The sequence below is a fragment of the Labilibacter marinus genome (assembly GCF_001659685.2).
Lineage (GTDB): Bacteria > Bacteroidota > Bacteroidia > Bacteroidales > Marinilabiliaceae > Saccharicrinis > Saccharicrinis marinus.
Window position 1 is genome coordinate 1 of record NZ_LXYE02000013.1, and the last position, 12702, is coordinate 12702.

Here is a 12702-nt window from a genome sequence, read left to right on the forward strand (position 1 = left end):
AAGCACCAATTTTTCTTGGACAATATTAATTTGAAAATATAAATGAGACAACTATCACTTAAGGGGAGAACATTCCCAACAGACCTTAATCATGCCGGTACAGTATTTGGCGGATGGGTAATGGCAAAAATGGATAAAGCGGCTTCAATTCAGGTTGAGGAAGTGATTAAATCTCCGGCAGTGACTGTTTCTGTGAGTAACTTTAATTTTCTTAAACCAATTCATAATGGAGATGTATTTATGGTTTACACAAAGGTTGACCGAATAGGGAAAACATCCATTGATGTTGGTGTAGAGTTAATCGTGCGATCGCGAGAGGATCTTAGTGAGTTTAAGGTAACGCAAGGAGTTTTTACTTTTGTAGCGGTTGATGCTAAAGGTAAACCAGTGCAGGTTAGAAGTGTTCTTAGGAGTTTTGTTGCGCCATATATTATGGAGATGTTAGAAGCCAAATAAAAACAAGTTTTAAGTTATTTATGTCCTGTTGTTAGAAAGTAAGGGAGAAAAATTAATTCCTCCCTTTAGTTCTCTATAAGTTTTACAACTTAATACTAATTCCTCCCAGATAAACACCTCCTGTTTTATCTGTAAACATAAATTCTTGTTTGGTATTATTAGTTAAGTTACGTGCATTCACATATACGTTCATCCAAGTGTTAATTTGGTACGAGGCCTTCAAGTTGAAGGTTAACTTAGGATCGATGGTGACATTTATAAAATCTCGCCCTTTGGTATAAAAGGATTCTTGCTTACTATATCCATATAGCGATGTATTAAAATTCCATTTATTAGTTGGGGAGTAATTGATGGAGGCGCCGCCGTACACATTGGGTGTATAGCTATGTTCAAAAGATAAATACTCGGAATTTTCAGTTAAAGTATTGTCATCTAAACTGGTCCCCGTTAATTCTTCATACTGAGAGGGATCACTTATTTCAAAATCTTTTAGTTCTGTATGTTGGTAGGTTGCAAATAATGACATATTTAATTTCTTATTCATCACATATTTAAAGTTTGCAGTAATTCCTATCTGATCCGATTTTAAATCGAGATTCTCCATCGTTTCAAGAATCGTAATGTCATTCATTGGTTCTGATGGTACTTCACCTTCTGCAAGATCTTCCGGAGGTCCTGAAGGTAGAGTAGTTTCATCCGTTACTAACTGAGCGTAGTCTTTCGATTTATTGTAAAAGATAGAAACATCAGCTTGTAAGTTTTTAAGAATACGTTTTCTTAAACCCAGTTCAAACATTTGCATTTCTTGTGGTGCTAAATCCTCATTACCCACCATATTTAAGTTCATATAACCTTCTTCATCATTATTCGGGTTTGTTGGCATAGGAACCTGAATACTTTTATCCATATAGGTATTTAAAACAAAAGGACTAGAGTTAGATTTAGAAACAACAGCCCTAAGAAGCGTATTATCATTCACCTGATAAGAGGAGGCAAATTGGTATGAGCTGTAATTGCGTTCTGGTTGGTAAAAATATCCTTGTAACCAAGCTCCCACAATACGCAATTTATCAAAAGCAGTGTAATCTAATCGTAAGCTCCCTTGCACTGTTCCTAGTTCTGCAGAACCGTTTAAGAGTCCTGTATTGGCTTCTATATCCACATAATTTTCATCGGAATAGTTGGCATAATTGGCCATAATTCCAGGTCGTATAATAAGGTTCTTGTATTTAAAGTTATATCCCGCTTTGGCATTCAACTCTTGATAATCATACTCGTAGCCTGGCATGCCTTCCACTGCATTTAACTGACCTGATAGAAGAGAAATATGGCTATCAAAGCCTCCCGCTTTAACATTTATACTATTGCTAAATGAAGTGGATTTACGAGTGGATAATACCGAGCCAATATCCATATATGCTGTTTGTGCAGAAGACGATTGATATGAACCTTGGTAATTAATCATTACCTTATCAGAAGGCGTGTAAGTAATATCAAGGTTAGCTGCACCTTGTTCTATGGCATTGGAGTAATCGTTTGAAAACTCAGAAGCAATAAATGAAGTATCAATGCTTGCATTTAATTCTCCCACCTGATCGCCACTAACATACTCATCGTTTTGTGGTATATAGTAATTGTCCTGAAAACGATTGGATTGATTATAATTACCAGAAAGACGAATACCCCATTTGCCTTTATTGTAGTTGATAGAGCCAGTTGCAATTTTTGAACTGTTGGTGCCTGCTTGTATGTCAAAGTTTGTTTGAAGCCCTTCGGTATCTGCTTTTTTTGTAATTAAATGAATTACTCCTGAAACGGCATTGGGGCCATATAAAGCAGCTGAAGGGCCATAAATAATTTCTATCTTTTCAAGGTCATTTACCGAAACGGGTAAGTTTTCCCAAAAGGTAGCGCCCACAAAGCTATTGTATACAGGTCTGTTATCGATCATTACCAAGGTGGTTGAGTTAACCGAATTGGTTAAATCAGAGCCCGGTGGAATATAATCGTTACCGCGCAGGTGCACATCGTAGTTGCCATTGGTTTTTTCTCGAACGATAACTCCTGGAGCCAGTTTAAGTGCTTCGGGAATAGAACGAGCACCTGACTTTTCTAACTCATCCGCAGTAATAACGGTGGTAGCTAAGGGCGACTCAAATACATCTTCCTCCATTTTAGATGCGGTAGATTGCGTTGGATTGAGCAATAAGGCATACAGCTCCTCTATGGACGATAGTTTAAACTTCTTGACTAGGTGAATAAGATCCTCAAAAGGAAGTTCTAACAAGTCTTCCTGTGTTAAACCTTTGATTTGTTCTAGGCTCAACTCTTCCACATTAATGGGGGATTTATCTTGTGCAAATAAGCTGGTACTGATTAGCATAAAGCCCACTAATAGCAGTACGTATCTGTTTTTTAAACGAATATGTTTTAGTTTCATGGTATGTAGCTTTTGTTTATTGTTTTACTTCGCCTAAGCTTAATAATGATGTGGCTAGCGTAAGTTGGTGGTCTTTAATATTAGCAGGATAAATCTCAAACTTTATCTCATTCGAATTATCAATAAAATTGATTCCAACACCTTTTAATCCTGACTTTTCTCCTATTAGCAGTATGGGTTTGGATTTAAGCTGAGCTTGAATGTCATTGAGTTTTGAAGAAGAGGAGCGACTAAAATATAATACATGAATATCGTTTAGCTCTTCCTTTGAACTAACGTTGATGATTTTAATTTGCTTTCCTCCTAACTTTTGCTTTTTCGAAATACCAATTAACTCCTTCTGCAGTTCTTTGCTTCCCATTACTCCGATAACAAAATTATCAGAAGGGCTGGGCCAGTTTACCCGTTTTACAATGTTGTAAATAAACAAGGCCTGAAACTTGTAGTTCTGTGCTGGAGAATACTGAAATAGAGTGAGCAGTATTCCAATGAGTACAATTTTTTTCATCTTTTTAATGATTAGTTGTCTATTAAAATGTATAAAGCTGTGTGAAGCATTCAGGCTCAAAAGTGATTATTGCTCAAGTAATTTTGAACTAAAATCGACCGATTGGCTGTTTTTATCGGCTAATCATCGAAGCTTATCTAATAGCTTATTATTTAAGTGGTTTTGCAATTATTCTCATCGTATTTTGAAGGATGAAAACTGCCATACGGATAAATCGTCCACTCGTCTATAAAATCACCCACTTTGTAGATTGTATTTCCAGAAGATCTATCCCAGAGATACTTTTACCCCAGAATAAGTCACCAATTTAAACACACGAGTCATGGGAGAATTAGGATTAGAAAGATTTGACATCATTCATTTAGATGAGATGGATCAAGTGAAACTAATGAATCGAGTAGATAAAAAATACTATTTTCATGTAAGCAGACTCTCCGATTTATTGGCGGCTATTCAAGAAGATTATTTTCTTTTAAAAGTAGAGGAACAAAACCTGTTGCAATACTCCACTGTGTATTACGATACATCAGAAAGCAAAATGTTTACGGCTCATCATAATGGTAAACTTAATAGGTATAAAATACGCCGTAGATGTTATGTTTCTTCAGGAATAAGTTTTTTAGAGGTTAAGTTTAAAAATAACAAAGGACGCACTTTAAAATCGCGTATTCCATCGTCATTTCAAGAAAGTCAATTTTCTAATCAGGATAAGGCCTTTGTGCAGGAAAGTACTCCGTTTTATCATGGCGAGCTTTCTCCCTCCTTAAAGAATAATTTTTCGCGTTTAACGCTGGTCAATAAAAACTTTAAGGAACGATGCACCATTGATTTAAATCTGCATTTTCAAAAAGATAAGCACGAAGTGATGTTGGATAAAATGGCCATTGTGGAGGTTAAATCCGACGGCCGTTCAAGTACATCTCCGCTTTTACTTTCATTGCGCGACCAACGCATAAAACCATCTGGATTTAGCAAATATTGCATAGGAAAAGCTTTAACCGATGCAGATGTTAAGCGCAACGCGTTCAAGGCTAGGTTGCGACGAGTAGAGAAGCTATTACACACAGACATTATATAAAAACTAATTACTATGATAGGAATAAATACTGTTGCGGATAAAATCAGTCAACTTGAAGAAGTACCCTCAAAATTGGAGCAATGGGAGGATGCGCTAAGGTTTTTGGATATTAAAATTATTAATGTAGGCGACCTAACAGAGTTAATGATTCGGTTTGCATTTAATACCTTTTTAATATTTATGGTGGTGCATTTTATGTACGCCAAAAATAGCAAACGCAAGGATTTTTATTTTAGTTATCTATCCATTGGCGTGATTGTATTTTTACTCAGCTTTTTGCTGAATAGCGTAAAATTAGAGTTAGGTTTTGCACTGGGATTATTTGCCATTTTTGGCATTATCAGATACCGAACGGATGCCATTCCCATTAAGGAGATGACCTATTTATTTATTGTGATAGGAATTTCAGTTATCAATGCGCTGGCCAATAAAAAAGTCAGTTATATGGAGTTAATCATCACCAATTTTGTGATTGTATTTGGACTCTGGGTGCTCGAAAAGCGATTGATGTTAAAACAGGAAGGCTCCATTAGTTTAATCTACGAGAAAATTGAAAACATACACGCCTTAAACAGCGATGTTCTGCTGCAAGATTTAAAAGAACGTACGGGGATTAACATTAAACGCTACGAAATTCAGAAGATAGATTTTTTAAAAGATGTGGCCGAGATTACGCTATACTTTAACGTAAATGGTCATGAAAAAGCCAAATTAGAATAGTGCACTCTTCATTGGCCCCGCCAAAAGGTTTGATACCGCGAGGCTTGCCTCGTAAATTTAATTTGTATTCAAATTCATGCCTCTGGGCTTGCCTCGAGGTTGGTTTACTACTCCGAAGAGAAATTATTAACCCCATAAATCATTCGTATGAAAATAAATATAAAACCCATATCCTTATTGTTTGCCCTGTTCATATTTTCGGGAATAGCAACGAAGGCGCAGGAAGTAGAAAACGAAATGCAAACGCGAACATCGCTTAAGATGAGTTTTAAACCGGCTAAAAAACTAAAATTGAGTGTAACACCAGAATTGCGTTTTGATGATTCATTTATATTAGATAAAAGTTTAATTGAAGGAGAGTTGGAGTATAAGCCCTTAAAGTTCTTAAGCTTGGGTGCTGCTTATCGTTTTGTGGCTAACCAGCGCGAAAATAAGGATACTGAATACCTGCATCGTTTTGCATATAGTGCAACGGCTAAAAAGGACTTTAGCCATTTCGAAACATCATTCCGACTTCGTTATAGCAACTATGCCGACGAAGATTCTGGAGAAGGAACCGAGTTTATGCGCTATAAAATTGCCTGTAAATACGATATTCCAAAATGTAAAATAACACCATTTGTATCAGCCGAAATGTTTCAGGATTTAGATGCCTCAGCCTTGCATAAAATGAGGTATGCAGCAGGTGCGAATTACAAGTTATTCAAGAAAAACTCCATAGGTGTAAGTTACAAACTCGATTATTACAGCAAGGAATATCGAAACAAACATATTATAAGCCTGGGTTATAAAATCAAGTTTTAAATCATTTTAAATCCATCAGAAGTAAGTAATCTGTCTTATGTTTTGATACTTGCATCTCGATACTAAATTTTACACACATGAAAACTTATATTTTAATATTATTTGCATCATCAATATTGTTTTTAAATGCTTGTCGCGATGAAGATGCCATTGAATTAGAGCAGGAGCAAGAAAAGGAATCTGAAGAAGAGGTAGAACCAGATTTAGAAACCTATCCGGACTGGACAGCGGCAACCCACGAAAAAGGAGATCCGAATTATAATGTTGTTTTTAACCAATCTGAAGTATTGCGTTTCGATATTGAAATGAGCAGTTCCGATTGGTCCGCTATGCAATCCAACCTGTCTTCTATTATGGGTTCCGGTGGTCGACCAGGGCAGTCTATATCGCTTGGCGACCCTGATTGGTTCAAGTGTTCTGTGAAGTTTAATGGCACGGAGTGGTATCATGTAGGTGTTCGATATAAAGGAAATTCAAGCTTGCAATCAGCCTACCGATCGGGTAATAATAAACTATCGTTTAAGTTCGATTTTGATGAATTTGAAGACGATTATCCTGCTTTAAAGAACCAGCGTTTTTATGGTTTTAAGCAGCTTAATCTGAACAATAATTTTGACGATGCCTCTTTGATGAGAGAAAAAGTAGGCGCCGATTTATTCAGACAATTTGGGTTAGCATCTGCCAATACCACTTTCTGTGTGGTGTATCTTAATAACGGTTCGGGCTCGAAGTATTACGGTGTATATACCTTGGTTGAAGAGGTGGACGATACCGTGCTAGATGCCCAATTTACAGATGGTTCGGGTAATTTATATAAGCCCGATGGAGATGCCGCTTCCTTTGCGCAAGGAACTTATGATACCAGCGAAATGGAATTAAAAACCAACGAAGAAACCGCTGATTATGCTGATGTAAAGGCCCTGTACGATGCCATTAATAGTTCTACCAGAACGAGCGATGTATCGGCCTGGAAGTCTAGTTTAGAAAGCGTATTTGATGTAGATAATTTTTTAAAGTGGTTGGCCGCCAATACGGTTATTCAAAATTGGGATACCTATGGCAGAATGACACACAATTATTACATCTACAATAATCCAGAAACAAGCAAACTAACCTGGATTCCATGGGATAATAACGAAGCTTTTCAATATGGTAAGCAAGGTGGAGCATTGAGTTTTTCGATGTCGGAAGTGGGTACTAGCTGGCCTTTAATAAAATATTTAATGGCTCAGGATGATTACAAACAGGTGTATGAAAACTACCTACAACAATTTATTGATGAGGTATTTGTTCCTGAAAACATCAGTGCTACTTATGCCACATATTACAATCTGATTAAAGAATATGCTTACGCAGAAGAATCTGGTTATACCTTTATCAGCAGCGATGCAGCATTTGATAATGCGGTAGAAAGCCTGAAAACACATGTGCAAAGCAGAAACGATGCAGTAATAGATTATTTGAATTAGGGTTTATAGTTGTGTATTAAAGGGTGATTAGGGGCAAGGTGCCTTTAGTCACCCTTTCGCTATTTTAGCCAGCGGAGTTATTGTTTATGTACAACCGTTTTCAAAATTATTTAATTCAATATTTATTTCTTTTGTTAAGGTATTCTTTTGAGCGCCATGTTTTTCGGTCTCTTTTTTAAAAGGCTTTTGTTATAGCTAAGAGCTTTAGTAGGACCGAATAGTTGAGAGCTTGCTCGAAAATCCTTCGGCCGCACTTAAGATCTAGATAAATAAGAAAGTTTTTTAAAAAGCAGCCTTGATCTTCTTTGCTTACTTTCTTTCATCAAGGAAAGAAGAGTAAGTCGGGTTTGGGCGAAGCGACAAAGTGTATGAGAAATCATGGAGCTGAAATAAAAAGTTATTGTTACGGTGTTGAATAACAAAATTAATCAGTAATATAGCGTTTGACATAATAGCAAACTGTTATTCTAAGTCCAAAACAGATATAGAAACGATATTAATAGTGGTTATATATTCTAGTTATGGGCAAGCAAAAAACACACAACACCGCATATGACAATTAGTGACGAAATAGAACGAATAAGGGATATTGATGACGAAATATTCGGAATTTTTCAAGAAGCAATGCCACATATTCTTCCGTTTATTAAAGGAAAATCAATGCCTAAAACGTCAGAGCTCTATTTGATGTATATGCTAAACTCTAATCCAATCAAATGTACAATATTAGATGCAATTGAAACAGATGATTTTTATAGTTGTAATATTCTGTTTCGTGCTTTAATTGAGCATTATTTTAGATTCTTATACATTTTTACATTATTCACAAAAAGTAAGAATGATAAAGACTCAGAACACTACTTAAATATCTTAAAAATATCAGAATACCTGAGTGAAACTAAAGCTATTCATTCCGCAGAAAAAATATTTACAAATAAGGCAATAGAGATGAACGAAAGGTGGAATGAACTCATTAAAAAGTTTCCATTTCTCTCTTCAGTTTCTAAAAAGCAAATTGAAAATACGATGAGAGAGTTTTCCATCAAAAATATTATTGCTTTCTTATCTAATGAAATGAATATAAAGAATGAGGAATCAATATCAACGACATTTACAAAGTTTCTACTTATGTATTCTGAGCTATCATCATATATACACGGTGGATACGGTGCTTTTGAAAGTGCGATGACAATTTCAGACATAGAAATAAGACAAGAAAAACAATTAGAAACAGCTAAGCTAGCTATACAAATTGCTAATATTATTAAAGTTCATAGTTTTGATACTTTTAGCGTATATAACAATCAATTTAAGGATTATTCAGAGCGTACAAATATATTAATCAAAAAACTTTAATGCCAGCCCATAACAATAGCTCATATATCATAGGGCGCTTAAGTTGTCACACGAGCTTCAGCAGTTTCTGGCAGCTCCGCCAAATCAGAGATTTGACAGAGTCTGAATTTTAAAAGATACTCAGTGAAATCTCTGATTTGGCTCTGTGACGGTTAAGAAGGAAAGTGATTTCTAATGCCCTACGATACATAGCTGAGCCGTTAATGGCAAATAGAGTAAAAACCGAAATAACTAAAAAAATAATGAAGAAACCACTTGTCTTAATTCTACTACTAATTTGTAATTTATTTAGTTATTCGCAAGACACATTAAGGTATTATGAAACTGATCAGTCGATTATAACGAATGCAGAACCTACAACCTTCATCAAAGAAATTATCACTCATGAAAATTATTATTCAATGAGTTACTTTAATATGGAGGAGGTTGAAACTTACTATTGTGAATTTAAATCAATTGACCCAATTTTTTTGGATGGATTAGCGAGATATTATTATGAACCTGGTATAATTTATAGCGTTGGAAAATATCATAATGGGAAATTATTGGGAAAGTGGATGTATTATGATGAAAATGGTAAAATTGACACCGTTACTTATCAATCAATAGATAGTTATATTAAAATTATGGGATGTAATTTTGATAAACAAAATATTAAAAATGCGTCAAAAACTATAAGTCAAAAAGTACAGGAATCAGTTTCTATTTTTATAAGAGACAACTTTCACTTGCCTGGCAGAATAAGGAGTGCATATAGATACATCACATTAAATATAAGTATGGTAATTGACGCAGACGGCAAGGCAAAATGTGTTGAAATACTTAATTTTAAAGATGAAGATTTACTAACAGAAGTTTACAGGATATTATCAATGTATAAGAGTAACATTGAAATAGAGAATGCATTTCAAATAAGTGTATTTTATAATCAACAGGAAGCTACTCCGTCAAAAAATGATATTTTCTTTACAGTTGATAAAATGCCTGAGTTTCCGGGAGGTGATAATGGATTACGTACATACATTGCTAAGTCAGTAATATATCCTAAAGAAGCTCAAGACCGAGGGATTATGGGGCAGGTATATGTTAGCTTTGTTGTGGATCCAAATGGAAAGGTACAGGATGCTCAAATTGAAAATGGAATTAATTATTATCTAGATCAAGAGGCATTAAGGATTGTTAGAGCGATGCCTTTATGGACTCCTGGGTCTCTTAATGGAAAACCTGTAAAAGTTAGTTATACGATTCCTATAAATTTTTCATTACGATAATTGCTATTTTAGGGAATTACACAAGAACTCCTAAAACCTTCACAAGGACTGCTTAAAACGCCACAAGGGAGGGTTTAAACGGCACAAGGGATACAAAAAGTACCGCGAGAGCTTATAAATATTGCAAGAGAGCTGGTATTTATTATCCGAGAAGTGCCTAAAACTGCAAGAGAGGTCATTTAAAATATGCGAGAGAAGCTTTAAAATGCACGAGAGCTATAAAAAATTGCCCGAGAAGGGGTAAAAAGTCCCGGGGGAGCCTAAAATCAAGGGTTTTGCTTTTTATCTGTCATCATCAATATACTAAGCTTTACATTCCGGGGTTCTCCCCAAAACAGATTATCCCGCCTCGCATATTTTACGCATTCTGTTATTCATCTATGAAAGAAAAGTAAGTCAGGTTTGAGCGAGTACCAATTTGTTTAGACTATTATTGAGCTGCCTCAAAAACCATTTTACATGGCAGAGGGAATCTGTCGATAAAAACCAAGCACCCGTCGATTCTCTTTGAATATTTGTTGCGATGGAATTAGATTTACCAGATAAATAGAGTGACGAGCACCTCATCACTCGCTCGCTAAAAATATTAACTTTATGATAGTATATAAATCAAGGGTAAAATGAAGTCGAGGTATAGGATGAAACCTAAAAGGAATCAAAATATTTAAAACGATGATTATAACCCGTTCTTGGAAAATGTTTAAATCTTATATCAGCCCATCATGATAAAACTTAAAATAGGAAGAATTCAGCAAATCATAATGGTATTTGTGTGGGCACTGATTTTATTTATTCCTCTTATGTTCAGAGATAACAGGGATGAGATTAATTGGGATCATCTGCTCAGGATATGGATTGAATATGGTATTGTTTTTATCATATTTATTTTCAACCGAATGGTTCTACTCCCTCAGTTATTTTTTAAAAATAAACGGCTGATTTATTTTTTATCGCTGGGAGGTATCATCTTGGTTTTTATTACATCCATTTATTTGAGAGAGGGTCATCGTCGTAATCATCGTGCGGATAAACCTGGTTTTGAGCATGCAGAACGTCCTGGTCCTCCACCTGGAGAAAGGCCTCCAAGAAATATAAACGAAACTAGAATGGACAGGCCTCCAAAGGATTTTACACCTCCTTATGCCAATTTAATGGTGCTGACTATTTTATTGTTGGGTTTTGATTCAGGATTGATATTTTCAACCAAGTGGTTAGAATCGGAGCAAAGTAAAATAAAGCTAGAGAAGGAGAATGTAGAGAATAAAATGGCTTTTCTGCAAAACCAGATTAGTCCCCACTTTTTTATGAATACGCTTAATAATATTCATGCCTTGGTCGATATAGATACCGAGGAAGCCAAAGCATCTATTATTAAGCTTTCGCAGATGATGGGCTACATGCTGTACGAATCAAAAATAGAGCGTGTTCCCTTGCAAAAGGAGATGGAATTTATAAGCAGTTACATTGAGCTGATGCGAATTCGATTTACCGATGAGGTAAAAATTGAGCTAGATATACCAGAGCAATTGCCCTTGGTTCATGTGCCGCCATTGCTAACCATATCATTTATCGAAAACGCCTTTAAGCACGGCATTAGCTATAACGAACCTTGCTTTATTCGTATTTCTTTTTCCTTTGAAAAAGAGCGTATGACTTTTGATATTATCAACAAAGTTTTTGAAAAGAAAGTAGCCAGTAGTCATTCGGGTGTGGGTGTAGTAAATGCTAAAAACCGATTGGAATTAATATATGGAAAGGCCTATAATTTAGAGATTGGAGAATTGCCCGAAAAATTATTTGCTGTTAACTTAAATGTACCATTATGATATCATGTATAGCTATTGATGATGAGCCTTTAGCATTAAAGCAAATGGCTGCTTATGTGGAAAAAACACCATACTTAAATTTGGTAGAAAGCTTTTCGAGTGCCTTGAAAGCCTTGGAGTTTTTACAGGATAATACGGTGGATTTGATGTTTGTGGATATCAATATGCCAGATTTATCGGGCATTGAGTTTGTAGAATCTTTATCTAATCCTGCTAAAGTAATTTTTACTACTGCTTATCGCGAATATGCCTTTGAAGGATTTAAGGTAGATGCGGCCGATTATCTGGTAAAACCTATTGGTTATGCCGACTTTTTAAAATCGGTTGATAAAACCCGCGAACGATATTTTTCGGATAATAAAGTGGTGGAAACCATTGAGAATAATGAGCAATATCTATTTATAAAATCGGAGTATAAGATCGTTCGCATCAATTATAACGATATCCAATACATTGAAGGAATGCGCGATTATGTGCGTATTCATTTACTCAATCAGAAACCTGTAATGGCATTAATGAGCATAAAAAAAATGCAAGAACATTTACCAACAGCCGATTTTATGCGGGTTCATCGTTCCTATATTGTTAATCTAACTAAGGTAACAACCATTGAGCGTAGTAGAATTATTTTTGATGATAAAGTGTATGTGCCGGTTAGCGATCAGTACAAAGAAGAGTTTCAGCAATTTTTAGATGAGAAGTTTTTAAAATAAGAAAACCGGCAAATTATTATTTTACCGGTTTTAATGATTTTTATATTATATAACAATATTG

11 protein-coding genes are annotated in these 12702 nt (G+C 35.4%); 9 read left to right on the top strand and 2 right to left on the bottom strand.

Annotation, left to right across the window (positions count from 1 at the left end):
- Positions 1-42 precede the first annotated feature (42 nt).
- Positions 43-456 carry an acyl-CoA thioesterase gene (locus A8L32_RS06340; RefSeq protein WP_075590206.1) on the top strand — a complete coding sequence of 138 codons (414 nt, stop codon included), beginning with the start codon at positions 43-45 and terminating at the stop codon, positions 454-456.
- 82 nt (positions 457-538) lie between these two features.
- On the opposite strand, the gene A8L32_RS06345 is transcribed toward A8L32_RS06340, so the two are convergent.
- Both A8L32_RS06345 and A8L32_RS06350 read right to left on the bottom strand, forming a co-directional pair.
- Positions 539-2896 (bottom strand): TonB-dependent receptor plug domain-containing protein, encoded by a 2358-nt coding sequence (locus tag A8L32_RS06345; RefSeq protein WP_075590207.1) that lies wholly within the window; start codon positions 2894-2896, stop codon positions 539-541.
- A gap of 16 nt (positions 2897-2912) precedes the next feature.
- Complete coding sequence (locus tag A8L32_RS06350; protein ID WP_075590208.1) at positions 2913-3404, bottom strand: YfiR family protein; 492 nt, start codon at positions 3402-3404, stop codon at positions 2913-2915.
- A gap of 322 nt (positions 3405-3726) precedes the next feature.
- Between A8L32_RS06350 and A8L32_RS06355 the strand changes: the two genes are divergently transcribed.
- The 8 genes from A8L32_RS06355 to A8L32_RS06390 all read left to right on the top strand — a co-directional run bounded on the left by A8L32_RS06355 (position 3727) and on the right by A8L32_RS06390 (position 12641).
- Positions 3727-4482 carry a polyphosphate polymerase domain-containing protein gene (locus tag A8L32_RS06355; protein ID WP_075590209.1) on the top strand — a complete coding sequence of 252 codons (756 nt, stop codon included), beginning with the start codon at positions 3727-3729 and terminating at the stop codon, positions 4480-4482.
- A gap of 12 nt (positions 4483-4494) precedes the next feature.
- Positions 4495-5202, top strand: coding sequence for a DUF4956 domain-containing protein (locus A8L32_RS06360; RefSeq protein WP_083631209.1), 708 nt, complete (start codon positions 4495-4497; stop codon positions 5200-5202).
- Positions 5203-5349: 147 nt separating this feature from the next.
- A complete protein-coding gene (locus tag A8L32_RS06365) occupies positions 5350-6006 on the top strand; it encodes a DUF2490 domain-containing protein (protein ID WP_075590210.1) in 657 nt (218 codons plus the stop codon).
- Positions 6007-6083: 77 nt separating this feature from the next.
- The gene (locus tag A8L32_RS06370; RefSeq protein ID WP_075590211.1) at positions 6084-7475 is read left to right on the top strand and encodes a CotH kinase family protein; all 1392 of its coding nucleotides are present in this window, start codon (positions 6084-6086) and stop codon (positions 7473-7475) included.
- A gap of 552 nt (positions 7476-8027) precedes the next feature.
- Complete coding sequence (locus A8L32_RS06375; RefSeq protein WP_075590212.1) at positions 8028-8831, top strand: DUF5677 domain-containing protein; 804 nt, start codon at positions 8028-8030, stop codon at positions 8829-8831.
- Positions 8832-9034: 203 nt separating this feature from the next.
- Positions 9035-10102: an energy transducer TonB gene (locus A8L32_RS06380; RefSeq protein WP_143525032.1), complete on the top strand. Its 1068-nt coding sequence runs from the start codon at positions 9035-9037 to the stop codon at positions 10100-10102.
- A 722-nt stretch (positions 10103-10824) separates the two neighbouring features.
- Positions 10825-11928: a sensor histidine kinase gene (locus A8L32_RS06385; RefSeq protein ID WP_075590214.1), complete on the top strand. Its 1104-nt coding sequence runs from the start codon at positions 10825-10827 to the stop codon at positions 11926-11928.
- Positions 11925-12641: a LytR/AlgR family response regulator transcription factor gene (locus A8L32_RS06390; RefSeq protein WP_075590215.1), complete on the top strand. Its 717-nt coding sequence runs from the start codon at positions 11925-11927 to the stop codon at positions 12639-12641. Before A8L32_RS06385 ends, A8L32_RS06390 begins: the two co-directional genes overlap by 4 nt.
- Positions 12642-12702 lie beyond the last annotated feature (61 nt).

Bases quoted from the DNA above. Each gene is read 5' to 3' on its own strand.
- A8L32_RS06340 (WP_075590206.1), top strand. From the start codon at position 43: ATGAGACAACTATCACTTAAGGGGAGAACATTCCCAACAGACCTTAAT.
- A8L32_RS06345 (WP_075590207.1), bottom strand. From the start codon at position 2,896: ATGAAACTAAAACATATTCGTTTAAAAAACAGATACGTACTGCTATTA.
- A8L32_RS06350 (WP_075590208.1), bottom strand. From the start codon at position 3,404: ATGAAAAAAATTGTACTCATTGGAATACTGCTCACTCTATTTCAGTAT.
- A8L32_RS06355 (WP_075590209.1), top strand. From the start codon at position 3,727: ATGGGAGAATTAGGATTAGAAAGATTTGACATCATTCATTTAGATGAG.
- A8L32_RS06360 (WP_083631209.1), top strand. From the start codon at position 4,495: ATGATAGGAATAAATACTGTTGCGGATAAAATCAGTCAACTTGAAGAA.
- A8L32_RS06365 (WP_075590210.1), top strand. From the start codon at position 5,350: ATGAAAATAAATATAAAACCCATATCCTTATTGTTTGCCCTGTTCATA.
- A8L32_RS06370 (WP_075590211.1), top strand. From the start codon at position 6,084: ATGAAAACTTATATTTTAATATTATTTGCATCATCAATATTGTTTTTA.
- A8L32_RS06375 (WP_075590212.1), top strand. From the start codon at position 8,028: ATGACAATTAGTGACGAAATAGAACGAATAAGGGATATTGATGACGAA.
- A8L32_RS06380 (WP_143525032.1), top strand. From the start codon at position 9,035: ATGGCAAATAGAGTAAAAACCGAAATAACTAAAAAAATAATGAAGAAA.
- A8L32_RS06385 (WP_075590214.1), top strand. From the start codon at position 10,825: ATGATAAAACTTAAAATAGGAAGAATTCAGCAAATCATAATGGTATTT.
- A8L32_RS06390 (WP_075590215.1), top strand. From the start codon at position 11,925: ATGATATCATGTATAGCTATTGATGATGAGCCTTTAGCATTAAAGCAA.